At 66.6% G+C, this 20,037-nt stretch carries 21 protein-coding genes; 17 read left to right on the forward strand and 4 right to left on the reverse strand.

Features of this window, described 5'->3' with window-relative positions; genetic code table 11:
* Positions 1-26: 26 nt before the first annotated feature.
* From HUK68_RS01950 to HUK68_RS01960, 3 genes are all read right to left on the reverse strand, one after another.
* Entirely contained in the window at positions 27-275 is a 249-nt protein-coding gene (locus HUK68_RS01950; RefSeq protein ID WP_175502689.1) for a hypothetical protein, read from the reverse strand.
* A 311-nt stretch (positions 276-586) separates the two neighbouring features.
* Positions 587-1,741, reverse strand: a complete 1,155-nt coding sequence (locus HUK68_RS01955) for a TFIIB-type zinc ribbon-containing protein (RefSeq protein WP_244146230.1) — start codon at positions 1,739-1,741, stop codon at positions 587-589.
* A gap of 55 nt (positions 1,742-1,796) precedes the next feature.
* Positions 1,797-2,903 carry an SPFH and helix-turn-helix domain-containing protein gene (locus HUK68_RS01960; RefSeq protein WP_175502690.1) on the reverse strand — a complete coding sequence of 369 codons (1,107 nt, stop codon included), beginning with the start codon at positions 2,901-2,903 and terminating at the stop codon, positions 1,797-1,799.
* Between the two features lie 178 nt (positions 2,904-3,081).
* Between HUK68_RS01960 and glyQ the strand changes: the two genes are divergently transcribed.
* Genes glyQ through HUK68_RS01990 form a run of 6 tightly spaced genes read left to right on the forward strand, consistent with a single transcriptional unit; the run spans position 3,082 to position 8,975 of the window.
* A complete protein-coding gene (gene glyQ / locus HUK68_RS01965; protein WP_175502691.1) occupies positions 3,082-4,023 on the forward strand; it encodes a glycine--tRNA ligase subunit alpha in 942 nt (313 codons plus the stop codon).
* A 23-nt stretch (positions 4,024-4,046) separates the two neighbouring features.
* A complete protein-coding gene (glyS, locus tag HUK68_RS01970; protein WP_175502692.1) occupies positions 4,047-6,158 on the forward strand; it encodes a glycine--tRNA ligase subunit beta in 2,112 nt (703 codons plus the stop codon).
* A gap of 22 nt (positions 6,159-6,180) precedes the next feature.
* Positions 6,181-6,756, forward strand: coding sequence for a D-glycero-alpha-D-manno-heptose-1,7-bisphosphate 7-phosphatase (locus HUK68_RS01975; protein WP_175502693.1), 576 nt, complete (start codon positions 6,181-6,183; stop codon positions 6,754-6,756).
* Between the two features lie 39 nt (positions 6,757-6,795).
* Positions 6,796-7,536, forward strand: coding sequence for a lysophospholipid acyltransferase family protein (locus HUK68_RS01980; protein WP_175502694.1), 741 nt, complete (start codon positions 6,796-6,798; stop codon positions 7,534-7,536).
* 7 nt (positions 7,537-7,543) lie between these two features.
* Entirely contained in the window at positions 7,544-8,482 is a 939-nt protein-coding gene (locus tag HUK68_RS01985) for a M48 family metallopeptidase (RefSeq protein ID WP_175502695.1), read from the forward strand.
* Between the two features lie 52 nt (positions 8,483-8,534).
* Complete coding sequence (locus tag HUK68_RS01990) at positions 8,535-8,975, forward strand: rhodanese-like domain-containing protein (RefSeq protein ID WP_175502696.1); 441 nt, start codon at positions 8,535-8,537, stop codon at positions 8,973-8,975.
* A 55-nt stretch (positions 8,976-9,030) separates the two neighbouring features.
* Here the strand turns inward: HUK68_RS01990 and lysM are convergent, their stop codons facing one another.
* The gene (gene lysM, locus HUK68_RS01995) at positions 9,031-9,531 is read right to left on the reverse strand and encodes a peptidoglycan-binding protein LysM (protein ID WP_175502697.1); all 501 of its coding nucleotides are present in this window, start codon (positions 9,529-9,531) and stop codon (positions 9,031-9,033) included.
* Positions 9,532-9,693: 162 nt separating this feature from the next.
* On the opposite strand from lysM, the gene HUK68_RS02000 reads away from it, so the two are divergent.
* From HUK68_RS02000 to slmA, 11 genes are all read left to right on the forward strand, one after another.
* Entirely contained in the window at positions 9,694-10,470 is a 777-nt protein-coding gene (locus HUK68_RS02000; protein WP_175502698.1) for a type III pantothenate kinase, read from the forward strand.
* 274 nt (positions 10,471-10,744) lie between these two features.
* Positions 10,745-11,806, forward strand: coding sequence for a dTDP-glucose 4,6-dehydratase (gene rfbB / locus HUK68_RS02005; RefSeq protein ID WP_175502699.1), 1,062 nt, complete (start codon positions 10,745-10,747; stop codon positions 11,804-11,806).
* Complete coding sequence (gene rfbD / locus HUK68_RS02010) at positions 11,803-12,693, forward strand: dTDP-4-dehydrorhamnose reductase (protein ID WP_175502700.1); 891 nt, start codon at positions 11,803-11,805, stop codon at positions 12,691-12,693. Before rfbB ends, rfbD begins: the two co-directional genes overlap by 4 nt.
* Positions 12,694-12,700: 7 nt before the next feature.
* Positions 12,701-13,588, forward strand: coding sequence for a glucose-1-phosphate thymidylyltransferase RfbA (gene rfbA / locus HUK68_RS02015; protein WP_175502701.1), 888 nt, complete (start codon positions 12,701-12,703; stop codon positions 13,586-13,588).
* Complete coding sequence (gene rfbC, locus HUK68_RS02020) at positions 13,585-14,133, forward strand: dTDP-4-dehydrorhamnose 3,5-epimerase (RefSeq protein WP_175502702.1); 549 nt, start codon at positions 13,585-13,587, stop codon at positions 14,131-14,133. The genes rfbA and rfbC overlap by 4 nt, the downstream gene beginning before the upstream one ends.
* Positions 14,130-14,909 carry a glycosyltransferase family 2 protein gene (locus tag HUK68_RS02025; RefSeq protein WP_175502703.1) on the forward strand — a complete coding sequence of 260 codons (780 nt, stop codon included), beginning with the start codon at positions 14,130-14,132 and terminating at the stop codon, positions 14,907-14,909. Before rfbC ends, HUK68_RS02025 begins: the two co-directional genes overlap by 4 nt.
* Positions 14,906-16,009 carry an MraY family glycosyltransferase gene (locus HUK68_RS02030; protein WP_175502704.1) on the forward strand — a complete coding sequence of 368 codons (1,104 nt, stop codon included), beginning with the start codon at positions 14,906-14,908 and terminating at the stop codon, positions 16,007-16,009. The genes HUK68_RS02025 and HUK68_RS02030 overlap by 4 nt, the downstream gene beginning before the upstream one ends.
* An 87-nt stretch (positions 16,010-16,096) precedes the next feature.
* Entirely contained in the window at positions 16,097-16,987 is an 891-nt protein-coding gene (gene argB, locus HUK68_RS02035; protein ID WP_175502705.1) for an acetylglutamate kinase, read from the forward strand.
* A 27-nt stretch (positions 16,988-17,014) separates the two neighbouring features.
* Positions 17,015-17,731: a response regulator transcription factor gene (locus HUK68_RS02040; protein WP_175502706.1), complete on the forward strand. Its 717-nt coding sequence runs from the start codon at positions 17,015-17,017 to the stop codon at positions 17,729-17,731.
* A gap of 19 nt (positions 17,732-17,750) precedes the next feature.
* Positions 17,751-19,202 carry a sensor histidine kinase gene (locus HUK68_RS02045; RefSeq protein WP_175502707.1) on the forward strand — a complete coding sequence of 484 codons (1,452 nt, stop codon included), beginning with the start codon at positions 17,751-17,753 and terminating at the stop codon, positions 19,200-19,202.
* Positions 19,203-19,325: 123 nt separating this feature from the next.
* Positions 19,326-20,036, forward strand: a complete 711-nt coding sequence (slmA, locus tag HUK68_RS02050) for a nucleoid occlusion factor SlmA (protein ID WP_175502708.1) — start codon at positions 19,326-19,328, stop codon at positions 20,034-20,036.
* The last annotated feature ends 1 nt before the right edge of the window (position 20,037 follow it).

Here is a 20,037-nt window from a genome sequence, read left to right on the forward strand (position 1 = left end):
TGCATATTTCCTTGATCGTCGCGGATTTAATCGTTCAAAAGAGGAGCCGCAGCCATTGCGTTATTCGCCTTTGCCAACCGATGCTGCTCCCGCATTTGTCGTGAGTGGGCGGCACTGCCAATTTGAAAGCGAAGCGGCTGGCATAATTCGGGCTGCCCCACACCAGTGCGAGTAACTGATCTCCAATATCTGGCGCCAATATCTGCTGAAATGGCCGCTGGATCGGTATTGCGGATGCCGTCGAACGGATTTTCCTGCGGGAAAGCATTGATCATCAGTGGTTCGAATGCTTGACATGGTTCCCGGAGTTCAACTTGAAGTGGAGTTGGCTGTTGGCTGCCGTCTTGGGTAGCGCACTGTAGGTTTACAGTAAGCTACAAAATAAAACTCTTTGTCGTTTCAAATACTTTTTGAAGCGAAAAGCCAGGCGCAAATGCGGTGAAAAGCCAGCAATTCAAAAGTCTCATCAGGCAAATGCGCCCACGGCAAACGACGATTATGCCATCTGATCGAAGCTTCCCGGCCATCGCGGCGGGGTTGCCATTCGGTCGATTTCCGGCACGCCGCATTGGCTCCCCCGCCAGCGCTAGCGCATGGCCGACAGCAGCAGCACTGCAACCAGCAGCGCAAACAGCACCGCCAGCGTGATCTTCACCCAGCTGTACGGCTGCTCCCCGGCAATCTGGCCGGTGTAGCCATTGGCCACGATCTGGTAGCTCTTGCGGCCGTAGGTGTAACCGACGAGCCAGACCGGCATCAGCGTGTGCTTGAAGGTGCGGCCGCGGTACTGGCTCTGCACGCGCAGGTTGCGCAGCGTGTCGCCGGGCACCTGGCGCGCGCACATCTGGCGCACCGCAGCGTCCATCTCCTCGCGGTTGAGTTCGGCGGCCTGGCCCAGGTCGACCTGGTAGCGCTCCACGGTCCAGCCGCGCACGAACTCGGGCGTGTAGGGCTTGAGGTCGGTCGTGGTGGGGAAGGGCTCGACCTTGCGCAGCAGCGCCGCATGCACGCCCACCGTGCCCGGCACCAGTGCGTCGTCGAAGAAGTGCGCGAGCTGCCCCGCGGCCGGCTCCCAGCGCACATGCTGGACCTGGCGCGTCTGGGTGTTGCCGTTGGCGTCGCGGTAGGTTTCGGTGGTGTAGTAATAGAAGCCGGCCTCGGCCTGCCATGCCGCCTGCACATGGGCGTCGAACGTCCAGTAGGGCAGGTACAGGCCCTTGAGGGTGTCGGTCAGCGCAGCGTTCTTGAGCTTGTTCGGCGCAAACCAGCGCGAGCCATACCACTTGCGGATGGCGTCGCGGATCTGGCCGTCGCTGACCTTGAACGGCAGGATGCTCTGCGGCGTGATCGCGTCGTTGCGCTCCTCGTGCGCGACGATGGCGGGCGAGCCGCAGAAATCGCAGCGCTGGGCCGTGCGCCCGTCGACGAACACCGAGATCGCGCGGCAGTTCTGGCACTGCACTTCATGGCGCGCCGCGCCCCAGCCGCGGCCCGATTGCGGGCTGGCAAGTGCCGCGGCCAGGTCCTGCTCGACCACGGCATTGCCCAGCTCCTCGCGCTGCGCCTCGCTCCAGGGCACCAGCGTGCCGCAGTAGGGACAGCGCAGCGATTGCGCCTTGGGGCTCCATTCGAGGTTGGCGCCGCACTCGGGGCAGGGATGCTTGCCGACCAGCGCCGGGCGGGCCGCGTCGGGCATTGCCGTATAGCCGGCGTCGGGGGAGCGGGAAGGTTCAGGAGTCACGAACAGGCCACCTTGGCGCCGCGCGGGCGCCGGTCTTCACATGCGAAAAGGCGGCTCAACCGCGCAGGTATTCGTCCAGCGCGCCCTGGGCAATGCGCCATTGGCTGCCGATCTTGCGGGCCTTGAGGTGGCCGGCGTCGATTTCCGCCAGCACATCGTCCAGGCCGACGCCCAGCAGCTGCGCGGCCTGTTCGGGCGTCAGCACCTGCAGCGCAGCGGGCGCCGCCGTGGTCTGGCCCGCCTGGGCGGCTGCCGGCGAAAACGCATCGGCTGCCGGGGCTGCGCCCGCGCCAGTGCCGGACGGCGGGGACTGCATGCTGCGCATCATTTCCTGCGCCATGCCAAAGCCCATGGCCATGGTCGCGGGCATCGTGGCGGCTGCGCTGCCTTCGCCGCCCGCCGCCATGGCCTGGCCCATCTGGTATTTCACATAGTCGTTGAGATTGCCGATCGCGCCCATGCTCGAGCGCTTGTCGATGGCCTGCTCGACTTCGGGCGGCACCGAGACGTTCTCCAGCACGAAGCTGCTGATCTCCAGGCCGTACTTCTCGCGCATGGCCGGGTTGATCAGCTGCAGCAGCGCCTCGCCCAGGTCGCTGTAGCGCGTCGCCACATCGAGCACCGGCACATGCGCCTTGGCCAGCGCCTCGGTGAACACGCTGACAATGCGCGAGCGCATGGTGTCGGCAAACTCGTCGAGGCGGAAGTTCTGATCGGTGCCGGCGACTTCCTTGAGGAACTTGGGCGCCTCGACGATGCGGAAGTCGTAGCTGCCGAAAGCGCGGATGCGAACCACGCCGAAGTCCTTGTCGCGCAGCATCACCGGGTTGGCCGTGCCCCACTTGTTGCCGGTGAACAGCCGCGTGTTGAGGTAGTAGACATCGCACTTGAACGGCGACTGGAAGCCGTACTTCCAGCCCTGCAGCGTCGACAGGATGGGCACGTTCTGCGTGCTCAGCGTGTGCCGGCCGGGCTGGAACAGGTCGGCAAACCGGCCTTCGGAGACGAACTGCACGAGCTGCGATTCGCGCACGATCAGCTGCGCGCCGTTCTTGATTTCCTTGTCTTCGTCGGGCCAGCGGTAGGACAGCGTGTCGCGCGAATCATCGGTCCATTCGATGACTTCGATCAGTTGCTTGGTGATGATGTTCAGCAGACTCATGGCGGACCTTGGCAGAGTGGAAAACAGTCGGTCCATTGTAGGGCGACCCATGGCCGCGCATGCCCATGCGTGCGGGCTGGACGCCAAACCCGGACGCCGACATAAAATCACGGTTTACGCGCTCCGCGCGCGCTACCTACCTCCGCGCAGGTCCCACCTGCCGCAAGCCCGAGAAGTCATGCTGACATTCCAACAAATCATCCTGAAATTGCAGTCTTACTGGGACGCCCAGGGCTGCGCCCTGTTGCAGCCCTATGACATGGAAGTCGGCGCGGGCACCTCGCACACCGCCACCTTCCTGCGCGCGCTCGGCCCCGAGCCCTGGAAGGCCGCCTATGTCCAGCCCAGCCGCCGCCCCAAGGACGGACGCTACGGCGAGAACCCCAACCGCCTGCAGCACTACTACCAGTTCCAGGTCGTGCTCAAGCCCGCGCCCGACAACATCCTCGAGCTCTACCTGGGCTCGCTCGAAGCGCTGGGCTTCGACCTGAAGAAGAACGACATCCGCTTTGTCGAGGACGACTGGGAAAACCCGACGCTGGGCGCGTGGGGCCTGGGCTGGGAAGTCTGGCTCAACGGCATGGAAGTGACGCAATTCACCTATTTCCAGCAGGTCGGCGGCATCGACTGCAAGCCCGCGACCGGCGAGATCACCTACGGCCTGGAGCGCCTGGCGATGTACCTGCAGGGCGTGGACAACGTCTACAACCTGCAGTGGACCGACAACCTGACCTATGGCGACGTCTACCACCAGAACGAAGTCGAACAGTCGACCTACAACTTCGAGCACGCCGACGCCGACTTCCTGTTCACGGCGTTTGCCGCACATGAAAAGCAGGCCCAGCACCTGATCACGCAATCGCTGCCGCTGCCCGCCTATGAGCAGGTGCTCAAGGCCGCGCACAGCTTCAACCTGCTGGATGCGCGCGGCGCGATTTCGGTGACCGAGCGCGCGGCCTATATCGGCCGCATCCGCAATCTGGCGCGCACCGTCGCCAAGGCCTACCTCGACAGCCGCGCGCGCCTGGGCTTCCCGATGGCGCCCAAGCACTGGGCCGAGGAAGTGCTGGCCGACCTGGCCAAGGCCGAGCAAGCCGCCGCCGCCAAGAAGGCCGCCTGAGGCGCCGCGACAGAGACAACACCATGAACCACTCGAATCTTCTCGTTGAACTGTTCGTTGAAGAACTGCCCCCCAAGGTCCTGCAAAAGCTCGGCGATGCGTTTGCCGGCGTGCTGTTCGACCAGCTCGCGGCCCAGGGCCTGACCGGCCCCGGCTCGCGTGTCACCGCCTATGCCTCGCCGCGCCGCCTGGCCGCGCACATCACCGAGGTCGCGCCGCAGGCCGCCGACAAGGCCGTGTCGCAAAAGCTCATGCCTGCCAGCGTGGGCCTGACTGCCGACGGCCAGGCCACGCCCGCGCTGCTCAAGAAACTTGCCGCGCTGGGCGCCGACGCATCGGCGGTCGCAGGCCTCAAGCGCGTGCATGACGGCAAGGCCGAGGTGCTGTATTTCGAGAGCACGGCGCGCGGCGCCCCGCTGGCCGAAGGCCTGCAGAAGGCGCTCGATGAAGCCATCGCCAAGCTGCCCATCCCCAAGGTCATGCGCTACCAGCTGCAAGACGGCTGGACCAGCGTGCATTTCGTGCGCCCGGCCCACGGCCTGGTCGCGCTGCACGGCACGCAGGTGCTGATCGGCGTCAAGGCGCTCGGCCTCACGGCCGGCGCCGCGACCCATGGCCACCGTTTCGAGGCGGCCGTCGATCCGGTGGTCATCGACAGCGCCGACAGCTATGCGCAGCAGCTGGCCGAGCAGGGCGCGGTGATCGCCAGCTTTGCCGAGCGCCGCGCCGAGATCGCGCGCCAGCTGGCGGCCGCGGCCGAGCGCGTGGGCGGCGGCGTGCGCGCCATCGAGGACGAAGCGCTGCTGGACGAAGTCACGGCGCTGGTCGAGCGTCCGCATGTGCTGATCTGCGAATTCGAGAAGGAATTCCTCGGCGTGCCGCAGGAATGCCTGATCCTGACCATGAAGGCCAACCAGAAGTACTTCCCGCTGCTCGACGCCGACGGCAAGCTGACGCACCAGTTCCTGGTGGTGAGCAACATCAGCCCGGCCGATGCCAGCGCGGTGATCGGCGGCAACGAGCGCGTGGTGCGCCCGCGCCTGGCCGATGCCAAGTTCTTCTTCGACCAGGACCGCAAGAAGACGCTGGCCTCGCGCGTCGAGGGCCTGGGCAAGGTGGTCTACCACAACAAGCTCGGCACGCAGGGCGAGCGCGTCGAGCGCGTGCGCGCGATTGCCAAGTCGATTGCCCAGCAGCTCGGCGACAGCGCGCTGGCGCGCCAGGCCGACGTGGCCGCGCAGCTGGCCAAGACCGATCTCGTGACCGACATGGTCGGCGAGTTCCCGGAACTGCAGGGCACGATGGGCCGCTATTACGCGCTCAATGACGGACTGGATCCGGCCGTGGCCGATGCCATCGAGGACCACTACAAGCCGCGCTTCGCGGGCGATGAACTGCCGCGCAACGATGTCGGCGTGGTCGTGGCGCTTGCCGACAAACTGGAGACGCTGGTTGGCATGTTCGGCATCGGCAACCTGCCCACGGGCGACCGCGATCCGTTCGCGCTGCGCCGCCATGCGCTGGGCGTGATCCGCATGCTGGTCGAGAAGGACCTGCCGCTGGACCTCGAAACCCTGTTGGTGAGCGCCTTGCCGTCGTTTGGCGACAAGATTGCCGACGCCACGCCGGCGCTGGTCGATTTCATCTACGACCGCCTGGCCGGCAACCTGCGCGAGCAGGGCTTCAGCGCCCAGCAGGTCGATGCCGTGCTGGCACTGCGCCCGCAGCGCCTGGCCGACGTGCAAAAGCGCCTTGAAGCGGTGCGCGCGTTTGCCGCGCTGCCCGAGGCCCCGGCGCTGGCCGCGGCCAACAAACGCGTGGGCAATATCCTGAAGAAGGCCGAAACCGCCGTGCAGGCGCGCGTCGATGCCGGCCTGCTGCAGGAAACCGCCGAGAAGGACCTGTACCAGGCGCTGCAAAACGCCGTGCCGCGCGCCGATGCGCAGTTTGCCGAAGGCGACTACACGGCCAGCCTGCAGACCCTCGCGGTGCTGCGCGCGCCGGTCGATGCGTTCTTCGACCAGGTGATGGTCAATGCCGAGGACCCGGCGCTCAAGGCCAACCGCCTGGGCCTGCTGGCAACGCTGCATGAAGCCATGAACCGCGCGGCCGACCTGTCGCGCCTCGCGGCCTGATTCTTCCTGCCGGCGGTGCAGCATGAAGCTTGCGATTCTCGACCGTGACGGCACGCTGGGCGCGGCCGGCCAGCTGCCAGCGAACTGGGCCGCACTGCCCGGAGCGCTGGAGGCCGTTGCCGGACTGAACCGCGCGGGCTGGCATGTGGTGCTGGCCACCAACCAGCCCGGGCTCGGCCTGGGCGAGATGGGCATGGTGGAACTCAATGCGTTGCAGGCCTCCATGCACCGCGCGCTGGCCGCGGTCGGCGCACGCATCGAGGCGGTGTTCTACTGCCCGCATGCGCCAGGCGAGGGCTGCGGCTGCCGCAAGCCCGCGCCCGGCCTGCTGCAGCAGATCGCCGAGCGCTATGGCGCCGAGCCGCACGAAACCTGGGTGATAGGCAGTTGCGCCGATCATCTGCAGGCCGGTGCCCATCTGGGCGCCCACCTGCACCTGGTCTGCGTGCAGACCGCGGCCGCGCTGCGGGCCGGCCAGCCCATGCCGGATGGATTTCCGCCCCACGTGCAGACGCATGCCAGCCTGGCCGAACTGGCCGCAGCGCTGCTGCCCGCCGAACCGCTGCCGCCACCGGCCGCCCCCCCAGCGCCGGCTTGAAGGCCGCGCTGCCTTTTCATTGATGGAACCGATTTCGCCATGCCACTGATCCGCTCCGTGATTCACATGCTCTGGATGGCTGTGACCTGCATTCCCTATACGCTGGCCATCCTGGTGGTGCGTTTGTTCGGCGCTTCGCCGCGCACGCGCTACCGGATTGCGCGCGCCTGGCTCAAGCTCAGCGTCGACAGCGCCGGCTGGTTTGCGGGCGTGCACTACCGCGTGCAGGGCATGGAGCATCTGCCCACCGATCCCCTGCAGGGCGTGGTGCTGCTGGTCAAGCACCAGTCGACCTACGAGACCTTTCTGATGCCGGCCATCATGCCGCGGCCGCTGGCCTATGTGTTCAAGAAGGAACTGCTCAAGGTGCCGTTCTTCGGCTGGTCGATCGGCAGCCTCGACATGATCCATATCAACCGCGCCGACGGCTCGCGCGCCTTCCACAAGGTGGTCGAGCAGGGCAAGCGGCTGCTGGCCCAGGGCACCTGGGTGATCATGTTCCCCGAGGGCACGCGCGTGCCGCGCGGCGAGAAGGGCGACTACAAGTCGGGCGCGACGCGCCTGGCCATCATGGCCGGCGTGCCCGTGGTGCCGATTGCCGTGACCTCGGCGAAGTGCTGGCCGCGCAAGGCCTTCGTCAAGCGCCCCGGCGTGATGGACGTGAGCGTCGGACCGCAGATCCCGACCACGGGCCGCAAGCATGACGAGCTGATGCTCGAAGTCGAAGCCTGGATCGAGGGCGAGATGCATCGCCTCGATCCCGAGGCCTACGCGCGCTGAGGACTCCATGGCCGGCGTGCTGCAGCGTGCCTGGGACTGGTTGGCGCCGCCCGCAGTCCCGCTGGTCGACGGGCAACTGGTGAAGCGCCGGCGCGGGGCGCCGCCAGCAGTTGCGGCATCCGCTCCACCCGCCGCGCCCGCGGCCCCCGCGGCGCTGCTGCTTGAGCCACCTCCCATGCTGCGCGCGGCACCGCCGGCCTTCCAGCATCCCCAGGCCAACCAGCATGTGCAGCTCGCGGGTGTGGCTGTCGGCTACCGGCTCGAGCGCAGCCGCCGGCGCAGCATCGGCATGACCGTGCGCCCCGAGGGCCTGCAGGTGCGCGCGCCGCTGGCCACCAGCCTGGCCGCCGTGGAGCGCGTGCTGCAGGGCAAGGCCGACTGGATCGTGCGCAAGCTGGCCGAGCAGCAGGAGCGCGGCCGGCAGTTGCACAGCGCGCGCCTGCAGTGGACCGCGCAGGCCGAACTGCCGTATCTGGGCGCAACGCTGGTGCTGGCATTGGGCGTTCCGCTGCCGGGGCGTGCCGCCGCGCAATTCCAGTCCGAAGGCGTGTTGCAGCTGGCGCTGGCCGCCGATGCACCCGCCGAACAGATCCGCCGCCGCGTGCATGCCTGGTGGCTGCAGGCGGCGCGCCAGCATTTCACGGCGCGGCTGGACCATTTCGCGCCGCAACTGGGCGTGCAGTGGCGCAGCCTGGGCCTGTCGAGCGCTCGCACGCGCTGGGGCAGTGCGCGCAGCGACGGCGCGATCCGGCTCAACTGGCGGCTGCTGCATTACGCGCCCGAGATCATCGATTACGTGGTGGTGCACGAACTGTCCCATCTGCGCCATATGGACCACAGCCCGCGCTTCTGGGCCACGGTGGGCAGCGTGCTGCCCGACTACCGCGCGCTGCGCCAGCGGCTGCGCGACCAGCCGGCCCCGGCTTGGGCACAAGACGAGCTCTGATGGCACAGGCCCTCGCTGGCGGGTTGGCCGCAGTTCTGCGAGACTGTGCGCCATGACCGAACCAACGACTTCCGATTCCTCCCCCCATTCCGCAGTACGCCCGGCCCAGGGCTATGCCGGCGATCTTCCCGCGACGCTGGCCTGGCAATGGGTACAGCAGGGCCAGGCGGTGCTGGTCGACGTGCGCACCGATGCCGAACGCGAATGGGTGGGGCGCGTGCCGGGTGCTGCAGCCGTGGCCTGGAAGCAGTGGCCGGGCATGGCGGCCAATGCCGATTTCGATGCGCAACTGCGCGCGGCCGTGCCCGAGGGCATGAAGGTGGTGCTGCTGTGCCGCAGCGGCGTGCGCTCGGTGGCCGCGGCGCAGCGCGCGGCGGCGCTGGGCCTGGAGGCCTACAACATTCTCGAAGGCTTCGAGGGCGACGCCGACGAGAACGGCCAGCGCGGCCGCATCGGCGGCTGGCGCCTGGCGGGTCTGCCCTGGCGCCAATGAATTCGGCGCCATGAAACAACGGGCTCTGAGGCCCGTTGTTTCCATCGGCTGATGCTTATTGTGCCGGGATGCGCAGCTTCTGGCCGGGGTAGATCTTGTCCGGGTGCGTGAGCATCGGCTTGTTGGCTTCGAAGATCACCGGGTACTTGTTGGCGTCGCCATAGTACTTCTTGGCGATGGCCGACAGCGTGTCGCCGCGCACCACGTCGTGGTACTGGGCTTCGGGTTCGGGGTTGGTGACCTTCATTTGATTGTCCACCGACGTCACGCTGGCGACATTGCCGCAGCACAGCGTGATCTTTTCCTTGGCCGCCTGGGTGGGGGCGTCGCCGGTCACGGTGACCTTGCCCTGCGCGCCGTCGAATGTCACCTTGACATTGCTCGCGCCCAGCTTCTGGGTGGCAATGTAGGCTTCGATGGCGCTAGCGGCCTTGATGTTCAGATCTTCCTGCGACGCGCCCGGAGTGGGTGCCGCGCCGGGCGCGGTGGCGGCCTGCGCTTCCTTGCCGCCAAACAGCTTCTCGCCAGCTTCCTTGATGAAATTGAAAAGGCCCATGGGATGACTCCTGTGAAAAGCAAAGAGACTTCACTCTAGCCGTGGATGCCATGCTGCCGCGTCGGATAAGTGCCTGTCCATGCGCCCCATGCCCGCAGCGATATGTCGGCCGCAGTCGCCTGCAGCGCCCCGGTCGGCGCAAAACTCCGGATAATCCGCCGCATGACATTTCTGGCCATCGACGTCGGCAACACCCGCCTCAAGTGGGCGATGTACGACGCGGCGCACCCTGGCGCCACCCTGCTGGCGCATGGCGCCGAGTTTCTCGAGCACATCGATCAACTGTCTGAAACCGGTTGGGCGGGCCTGCCCGCGCCCGATCGCATGCTCGGCTGCGTGGTGGCCGGCGACGCCGTCATGCGCCGGGTGCAGCAGCAGATCGAGCAGATGGCGCATTGGGATGTCGTGCCGCAATGGGTCGTGCCCTCGGCGGCCGAAGCCGGCGTCACCAATGGCTACGACCATCCCACGCGCCTGGGCGCCGACCGCTGGGTGGCGATGATCGGGGCGCGCCACCAGGTGCTGCGCCAGGGCCGGGCGCGCCCGCTTGTCGTGGTCATGGTCGGCACCGCGGTGACGGTCGACGCGCTCGACGCCAGCGGCCACTTTCTCGGCGGTCTGATCCTGCCGGGCCACGGCATCATGCTGCGCGCGCTGGAAACCGGCACCGCCGGCCTCCACGTGCCGACCGGCGAGGTCACGCTGTTTCCCACCAACACCAGCGACGCGCTGACCAGTGGCGGCACCTATGCGATTGCCGGCGCCGTCGAGCGCATCTACCAGCATCTGGCAGCGCGCTGCGGCGAGGCGCCGGCCTGCATCATGGCCGGTGGCGCGGGCTGGAAGATGGCGCCCAGCATGACGCGCCCGTTCGAGCTCATCGACAACCTGATTTTCGACGGCCTGTTGGTGATTGCCGCGCAGCGCTGGAAGATTTAAGCAACTGTTTGCCTTTTCAGGTTACAGAAGTTGCAGATTTACGCGAATAAGTTGGCGGCATTTCTTTGGGTAGGATGTAAGCAATTACTTTTCGTTTTGCCGGCATATCGTCTGGAAACCAGGGCCAATGGCTGGGCAAACGCACTCTGTGCCGGCGAGCGGGGTGCTTCATCGCGCTGCACACATTACCGTCCGTGACTACCCCTGTTTCTTCGAGACAGGAGTGGATGCGATAATTTCCCGCTTCGCCAACAGGCGCCTCTTTATTTTTCCCATGATTCTCGTCACAGGCGGCGCAGGTTTTATCGGTGCCAATTTCGTACTCGACTGGCTTGCCACCAACGAAGAGCCCGTCGTCAACATCGACAAACTGACTTATGCCGGCAATCTGCATAATCTGGCGAGCCTGAAGGGCGACGCGCGGCATGTCTTCGTGCAAGGCGACATCGGCGACAGCGCGCTGCTGTCGCGGCTGCTGCAGGAACACCGTCCGCGTGCGGTGGTGAATTTCGCCGCCGAAAGCCATGTCGATCGATCCATCCACGGCCCCGAGGATTTCATCCAGACCAATGTGGTCGGTACCTTCCGGCTGCTTGAGTCCGTGCGTGGCTACTGGAATGCGCTGCCCGACGCGGAAAAACAGGGCTTTCGTTTTCTGCATGTCTCCACCGACGAGGTCTACGGCTCGCTCGCTGCCGACGCGCCGGCGTTCACCGAAGACCATCTCTACGAGCCCAACAGCCCGTATTCCGCGAGCAAGGCCGCCAGCGACCACCTGGTGCGCGCCTGGCACCACACCTACGGGCTGCCGGTGCTGACCACCAACTGCAGCAACAATTACGGCCCGCTGCACTTCCCGGAAAAGCTCATCCCGCTGATGATCGTCAACGCGCTGGCTGGCAAACCGCTGCCGATCTACGGCGACGGCATGCAGGTGCGCGACTGGCTTTACGTCAAGGACCATTGCAGCGCCATCCGCCGCGTGCTCGAGGGGGGACGCCTGGGCGAGACCTACAACGTCGGCGGCTGGAACGAGAAGCCCAATGTCGAGATCGTCAACACCGTCTGCGCCCTGCTCGACGAACTGCGTCCGCGTGCCGACGGCCAGAGCTATGCTGGCCAGATCACCTATGTCAAGGACCGGCCGGGCCATGACCGCCGCTATGCGATCGACGCGCGCAAGCTCGAGCGCGAGCTGGGCTGGAAGCCGGCCGAGACCTTCGAGTCGGGCATCCGCAAGACCGTGCAGTGGTACCTGGAGAATCCCGAATGGGTGGCGCAGGTGCAAAGCGGCGCCTACCGGGATTGGGTGCAGACCCAATACGCCAGCGCATGAAAATCGTTCTTCTGGGCCCCACCGGCCAGGTGGGCTGGGAACTGCAACGCAGCCTGGCCGTGCTGGGCGACGTCGTTCTCCTGGGCCGTCAGGGCACGCCGCACGCGGCCGATTTCAGCGATCCGCAGGCCGTGGCGCGCAGCGTGCGTGCGCTGCGCCCCGATGTGATCGTCAACGCCGCCGCGCATACGGCGGTGGACAAGGCCGAGGCTGAGCCTGAACTGGCGCGCCTGCTCAATGCCGCGACGCCCGGTTTGCTGGCGCGCGAAGCCGCAGCCCTGGACGCGTTGCTGGTGCACTACAGCACCGATTACGTATTCGATGGCAGCGGCAGCGCCGCGCGCAGCGAAGACGCCGAGACGGCGCCGCTGTCGGTCTATGGCCGCACCAAGCTCGAAGGCGAGCGCGCCATTGCCGAGGCTGGCTGCAGGCATCTGATCTTTCGCACCAGTTGGGTCTATGCCGCCCGCGGCGGCAACTTCGCCAAGACCATGCTGCGCCTAGCGCAGGAGCGCGAGCGCCTTACCGTCATTGACGACCAATGGGGCGCGCCCACCGGGGCCGACCTGATTGCCGACGTCACCGCCCATGCCATCCGGCATGTGGCGCATTCCCCGCAGGACCTGGGCCTGTACCACCTGGTGGCCTCGGGCGAGACCTGCTGGCACGCCTATGCGCAGTTCGTGATCGAGACCGCGCGCGCGTTGCGCCCCGAGCTGGCGCTGCGCGTCAGCGAGATCGCGCCCGTGCCCACCAGCGCTTTCCCGACCCCGGCCCGGCGGCCCTTGAATTCGCGCCTGGACACGACGCGGGTGCAGGACCGTTTCGGCCTGCACCTGCCCGACTGGCGCCAGGGAGTGGTCCGCATGCTCCAAGAAACTCTTTGAAGATCCCATGACACAACGCAAAGGCATCATCCTGGCCGGGGGCTCGGGCACCCGGCTGCACCCGGCGACACTGGCCATCAGCAAGCAACTGCTGCCGGTCTACGACAAGCCGATGATCTACTACCCGCTGAGCACGCTGATGCTCGCCGGCATCCGCGAGATCCTGATCATCAGCACGCCCCAGGACACGCCGCGTTTCGAGCAACTGCTTGGCGACGGCAGCCAGTGGGGCCTGCGCCTCGAGTACGCAGTGCAGCCCAGCCCCGATGGCCTGGCCCAGGCGTTCCTCATCGGCGAGCAGTTCCTGGACGGTGCGCCCAGCGCGCTAGTGCTGGGCGACAACATCTTCTATGGCCACGACTTCCAGCATCTGCTGGCGCGTGCCCGGGACCGCGAGCAGGGCGCAAGCGTGTTTGCCTACCATGTGCATGATCCCGAGCGCTACGGCGTGGCCGAGTTCGATGCTTCGGGCAGGGTGCTGTCGCTCGAGGAAAAGCCGGCGCAGCCCAAGAGCAACTATGCGGTGACCGGCCTGTATTTCTACGATGGCCAGGTGGTCGAGATGGCCAGGCGCCTCAAGCCCTCGGCACGCGGCGAACTCGAGATCACCGACCTGAACCGCATGTATCTGGAGCAGGGCCAGCTGCAGGTCGAGATCATGGGCCGCGGCTATGCCTGGCTCGATACCGGCACGCATGAAAGCCTGCTCGAAGCCGGCCAGTTCATTGCCACGCTGGAAAACCGCCAGGGCCTCAAGGTCGCCTGTCCCGAAGAACTGGCTTACCGCCAGGGCTGGATCGATGCGAAGCAACTGGAAAGCCTGGGCCAGGCCATGGCCAAGAACGGCTATGGGCAGTACCTGCTGCGGCTGCTGAAGGAAAAGGTGAACGCATGAAGGCCACGCCCTTGGCAATTCCCGATGTCATCCTGTTCGAACCCAAGGTGTTTGGCGACGAACGCGGGTTCTTCTTCGAAAGCTTCAGCCAGCAGCGTTTCGACGACGCCGTGGGCCGGCATTACGAGTTCGTGCAGGACAACCACAGCCGCAGTTCCAAGGGCGTGCTGCGCGGCCTGCACTATCAAATGCCGCCGCACGCGCAGGGCAAGCTGGTGCGGGTGGTCGAAGGTGCGGTCTTCGACGTCGCGGTGGATATCCGCCGCAGTTCGCCTAGCTTTGGCCAGTGGGTCGGCGCGCATCTGAGCGCCGAGAACCACCACCAGCTCTGGGTGCCGCCGGGGTTTGCCCACGGATTCCTGGTGCTGAGCGACAGCGCGCAGTTCCTGTACAAGACCACGAGCTACTACGCGCCGGCTTCGGAGCGAAGCATCCTGTGGAACGATCCCCAGCTGGCCATCGAGTGGCCTGTCGAGGCCGCGCCCAGCCTGTCCGCGAAGGATGCGGTGGCGCCGAGCTTTGCCGCTGCCGAAGTGTTTGCATGAACTCCGCCCCTGCCGGGGATGGACTGGTCGTTTCCATCGTGAGCCATGGCCATGCACCGCAGGTTGCCGCCCTGCTGTGCCAGTTGGCCGACTGCTGCGGCGCGAGCGTGGCGCGGGTCGTGCTGACCCTGAACGTGCCTGAGCCGGAAGCGGCTTTTGCCGCGCCGCCGGGCGGCTGGCCGTTTGCCTTGCAGATCACGCGCAATGCGGCTCCCCTGGGTTTCGGTGCCAACCACAACCGGGCACTTGCGGGTGCAAGCGAGCGCTTCGTCTGCGTGCTCAATCCCGATGTCGTGCTGCTGCCGGCCGAGGGCGATGTCATGGCCGCGCTCTGCCAGGCCGCAGCCGGCGCTGGGGTGGGCATTGCCTATCCAGTGCAGGTCGACGCCGCGGGTGTGGAGCAAGACAGCCGGCGCGAGTTGACCACGCCGCTGAGTCTGTTGCAGCGCCGGCTGCTGGGCCGCAAGCCGCGGCGTTGCGACTGGGTGAACGCCGCTTGTGTGGTTTTGCCGGCGCCGGTCTGGCATGCGGTCGCGGGTTTTGATGAAAGCTTTTTCATGTATTGCGAAGATGTCGACCTGAGCCTGCGGGTGCAGCTCGGTGGTTGGAAGCTGGCCGCGACGCCGGTGCGCATCGTGCATGCGGGACAGCGCGCCAGCGGCCGCCAATGGCAGCATTTCAAGTGGCATGTACGCAGCTTGTGGACCTTGTGGCAGTCTCCGGCCTATGCAAAGTCCCTTCGTCGCTTGCGTCATCAGGGACATATCGCTCCATGATCTGGTTGTCCGTCACTGCGTTTTTCATCGCCCTGGTTTCGGGCGGCATGATCATCCGCTGGTCGCGCCGCCTGCGTGTGGTCTACAGCGAAGACATGCCCCAGCGCTTCCACCGCGGCAATGTGCCGCGCATCGGCGGGCTGGCGATGCTGGTGGCGCTGCTGCTGGCCTGGGGCGCGGGCATGGTCTCGACCGCGTTCTTTGGCGACGGCTCGGTGCTGCGCATGCAGGCCTGGGTCGGATGGTTCATCGTGGCCATCCTGCCGGCAGTCGTCGGCGGGCTGGCGGAAGATCTCACCCAGCGGCTGTCGGTGCGCTACCGGCTGCTGCTGACCGGGCTCACCGGCGTGCTGGGCATCTGGCTGCTCGATCTCGCGGTGCCGCGGCTGGACCTGCCCTGGATCGACAGCCTGCTGGCCTGGGCGCCCTGGGTGGGCTTCGGCATCGCGCTGCTGGCGATTGCGGGCCTGCCGCATGCGTTCAACATCATCGACGGCTACAACGGACTGGCGGGCATGGTCGCGATCATCGTCTGCCTGGCGCTGGCCCATGTCTGCCTGCAGGTCGGCGACCGCACGCTGGCCGCGCTGCTGCTCAGCACCGCCGCGGCCACGGCCGGGTTCCTGATCTGGAACTATCCACGCGGCATGCTGTTTGCGGGCGACGGCGGCGCCTATATCTGGGGCGTGGTGATTGCGTTCTCCAGCATCCTGCTGGTGCAGCGCCATGCGCTGGTCTCGCCCTGGTTCCCGATGCTGCTGTTGATCTATCCGGTCTGGGAGACGGTGTTCTCGGTCTACCGCAAGCTGGCACGCGGCGATTCCCCGGGCATGGCGGATGCGCTGCATTTCCACCAGCTGGTCTACCGGCGCATCGTCTGGGGCGTGTTCCACGATGACGAGTCGCGCCAGATGCTGATGCGCAACAACCGCACCTCGCCCTATCTCTGGGCCTTCACGCTGCTCACGGTGCTGCCGGCCGTGCTGTTCTGGCGCAATACACCCGTGCTGATGGCGTTTTGCGCGCTGTTTATGATCGGCTACGTCTGCGCCTACCTGGCCATCGTGCGGTTCAAGGTGCCTGGCTGGCTGCAGAAGTGAGCCGTTGCGCCCCGATAGCGCGCTGCGGCACTGCAGTTGCGGCACAATTCCCCGCTTGTTGTTGATTACTTCCTTCCTGCCTGCACCATGAACGATATCCTCTCCATTGCTCCCCGCGACAAGGCCGAAATCCTGGCCCAGGCGTTGCCCTACATCCGCAAGTTCCATGGCAAGACCATGGTCATCAAGTATGGCGGCAACGCCATGACCGATCCGGCCCTGCAGGCCGACTTTGCCGAGGATGTGGTGCTGCTCAAGCTGGTGGGGATCAACCCGGTGGTGGTGCATGGCGGCGGCCCGCAGATTGAAACGGCACTCAACCGACTGGGCAAGAAGGGCGAGTTCATCCAGGGCATGCGCGTCACCGACGCCGAAACCATGGAAGTGGTCGAGTGGGTGCTGGCCGGCGAGGTGCAGCAGGATATCGTCGGCCTGATCAACCAGGCCGGTGGCAAGGCAGTGGGTCTCACGGGGCGCGACGGCGGGCTGATCCGGGCGCAGAAGCTCAAGCTTCCGGACGCCAAGGATCCGAGCATCGAGCATGACCTGGGCCAGGTCGGCGACATCGTGGCCATCGACCCGAGCGTGGTCAAGGCGCTGCAGGACGATGCCTTCATTCCGGTGATCAGCCCGATCGGCTTCGGCGAGGACAACGAGAGCTACAACATCAATGCCGACGTCGTGGCCAGCAAGCTGGCAACGGTGCTGCAGGCGGAAAAGCTGATGCTGCTGACGAACACCCCGGGCGTGCTCGACAAGGCCGGCCAGCTGCTGACCGACCTCACGGCGCGCGAGATCGACGGACTGTTCGCCGACGGCACGATCTCGGGCGGCATGCTGCCCAAGATCTCCGGCGCGCTCGACGCGGCCAAGGCCGGCGTCAACGCGGTGCACATCATCGACGGCCGCGTGCCGCATGCGATGCTGCTGGAAATCCTGACCGAACAGGCCTACGGCACGATGATCCGCAGCCACTGAGCGCGGATCGTTGCAAGAGAACTGACGATGCGCCTGCTGCTGGTCGAAGACGATGTGATGGTGGCCAGCGGCATCAAGCTCGGCCTCAGCGATGCCGGCTATGCGGTCGACTGGGTCGGCAGCGCCGAGCGTGCGCTCGAGGTGCTGGCCGACGAATCCTTCGATCTGGCAGTCATCGATATCGGCCTGCCGGGCATCAGCGGCCTGGAGCTGACGCAGCGCCTGCGCCGCAGCAATATGGACAGCGCCTCCATGCCCATCCTGATCCTGACCGCGCGCGATGCGCTGCTCGACCGCGTGCAGGGGCTGGACATGGGCGCCGACGACTACATGGTCAAGCCGTTCGAATTGCCCGAGCTTCTGGCGCGGCTGCGCGCGCTCGCGCGCCGCTCCCAGGCCGCCACCACGGCGGTGCTGAGCTTCGGCCCGCTGGAGCTCGATACCGCGGCGCGCAGCGTGGGCGCGCGCGTGCCCGATGATTCCGCCGCCGGCAGCCATCTGCAGCCCATCGACCTGGGACCGCGCGAGTGGACGGTACTGGAATATCTGCTGATCCACGCTCCCAAGCCAGCCAGCAAGGACAAGCTGCTGCAGGCGCTCACCGGGTGGGACAAGGAAATCACGCCCAACGCGGTGGAAGTCTATGCCTCGCGGCTGCGCGGCAAGATCGAGCCATTTGGCGTGGCCCTGCGCTCCATCCGTGGTTTCGGCTACCGGCTGGAGCTGGTGGCACCTCCCGCATGATGCCGCGGCGCCGCGCGCCATGACCTCCAATCTCCGCTTCCGGTTGCTGCTGCTGCTGGTGCTGCCGCTGAGCGTGCTGGCACTGATGGGATCGTGGTTCGCCTACCGCTCGGCCGAAGCGGCCGCAGGCCAGCATGACCTGCGGCTGATGCGCCTGCTGCCGGCGCTGGCCGATGCGGTGCTGGCCGAACCCATGGCGTCCCAGGGCCCGCCGCTGGTCATGCTGCCGCCGACCATCGAGGAATTCCTGCGCCAGCGCCAGAACGAGGCCGGCTATGCCATTGCCGATCTCAAGGGCCGGGTGCTGGCGGGCGATACCTGGATCCGCGTCGAGGTGCCCACGACGCGCGTCGCCGAGTTCCACAGCCAGGAGTTCGGCGGCCTCACCTACCGCGTGGCTGTGCTGCGCAGCGAGACCGCGGGCGCGGGCGAGATGGTGCTGGCGCTCGCCGACGGCTCCGATGCGCGCCAGCAATGGGCGCAGCAACTGCTGCTGCGCGTGCTGCTGCCCAACGTGCTGCTGATCGCGGCCGCCGGGCTGGCCATCTACTGGTCGGTGCGCCGCGCCTTCGAGCCGCTGGTGGCGCTTGCGGGTGCCGTGGAGCGCCGCTCGCCGCGCGACCTGCAGCCCATCGATGAAGCCGCGTCGCCCGATGAGGTCAGGCCGCTGGTGCGGTCGCTGAACCGGCTGTTTGCGCTGGTCGATGCCCAGGCCCAGGAGCAGCGCCGCTTCGTTGCCGATGCGGCGCACCAGCTGCGCACGCCGCTGGCCGCGCTGCAGGCCCAGGTCGAGGCATGGGCGCTGATGGTGCAGTCCGCACCCGCGCCCGGTGCGTCCGAAGGCTCGGCTGCGGCGGCGTCCGTGGCGCAGCCGCCACGCGAGCGCACGCTGGTGCTGGGCGCGACGCAGATCCACCAGCTGCGCGATGCGACGCGCCGTACCTCGCAGCTCGCGCGCCAGTTGCTGGCGCTGTCGCGTGCCGATGCGCGCCATGCCCAGGCGCAGCCGCTGCAGCGCGTGGACCTCAAGGACCTGTGCGAAAGCCTGCTCGAAGCCTTTTTCGAACAGGCGGCGGCGAAGAACATCGATTTCGGCCTGGAAGTGGCGCCCGCCAGCGTATGGGGGCATGCCTGGCTGTTGCGCGAGCTGCTGAGCAACCTGGTCGACAACGCGCTCAAGTACAACCCCGACGGCGGCCGCGTGACGCTGCGCTGCGGCGTGCGCGGCAACAGCGCCTTTCTCGAAATAGAAGACGACGGCCCGGGCGTGCCCGCGTCCGAGCGCGAGCGCATCGTGCAGCGCTTCTATCGCCTGCCGGGCGCCACGGGCGAAGGATCAGGCCTGGGCCTGGCGATTGCCGAGGAAATTGCCCAGTTGCACCAGTCGCGGCTGGAGCTGGGCGAGGGCGCCGACGGCAGGGGATTGCGCGTGCTGCTGGCCTTCCCGAAGGAACCGGTTGCCGCGCTTTGACAAGTCATGAAGCAGACATCGCGATTTTTGCAACCAAAAAAAAGCAATAACATTCGGGATCGCAACAGTAGGACATTTGGCCGGGTTGCTGTGAGAGAATAAATTACAAAATGCTGATCGCCTATGTCTGAGTCTGAAGTCCTGTCCTCCCCCTTCGTGCCTGCTGCCAGCGTTGGCGACAGCGATGTTTCCTCCGCCAACGCGACGCCGGCACCGCGCAAGCGGCCCAAGCCGGGCGAGCGCCGCGAGCAGATCCTGCAAGCACTGGCCACGATGCTGGAAAAGCCGGGCGCCGAGCGCATCACGACGGCTGCGTTGGCTTCGCACCTGCAGGTGAGCGAGGCCGCGCTGTACCGGCATTTCGCCAGCAAGGCGCAAATGTTCGAAGGCCTGATCGATTTCGTCGAGCAATCGGTGTTCACGCTGGTGCAGCAGATCGTCGGCCGGGACATTCCCGCTCCCGAGCTTGTCGGCGGCCAGCAGCCGGGACTCGATGGCGCGCGCCAGGCGGCACGCGTCATTGCACTGGTGCTGCAGTTCGGCGAGCGCAATCCGGGCATGGCGCGGGTGATGGTGGGCGATGCGCTGGTGTTCGAGCACGAACGCCTGCAGCAGCGCATGAACCAGTTCTTCGACCGCATTGAATCCACGTTGCGCCAGTGCCTGCGTCCGGTGGCCGATGCGCGCGGGTCGGCCAAGCCCACGGTCGATGCGCAGGTCGCAGCCAGCGTGCTGACCTCGTTTGCGCTCGGCCGGCTGCAGCGCTTCTCGCGTTCCGGCTTTCGCCGCCTGCCGACCGAGCATCTCGAGCAAAGCCTGGCGCTGATGCTCTGAA

The organism is Comamonas antarctica, assembly GCF_013363755.1.
Lineage (GTDB): Bacteria > Pseudomonadota > Gammaproteobacteria > Burkholderiales > Burkholderiaceae_C > Comamonas > Comamonas antarctica.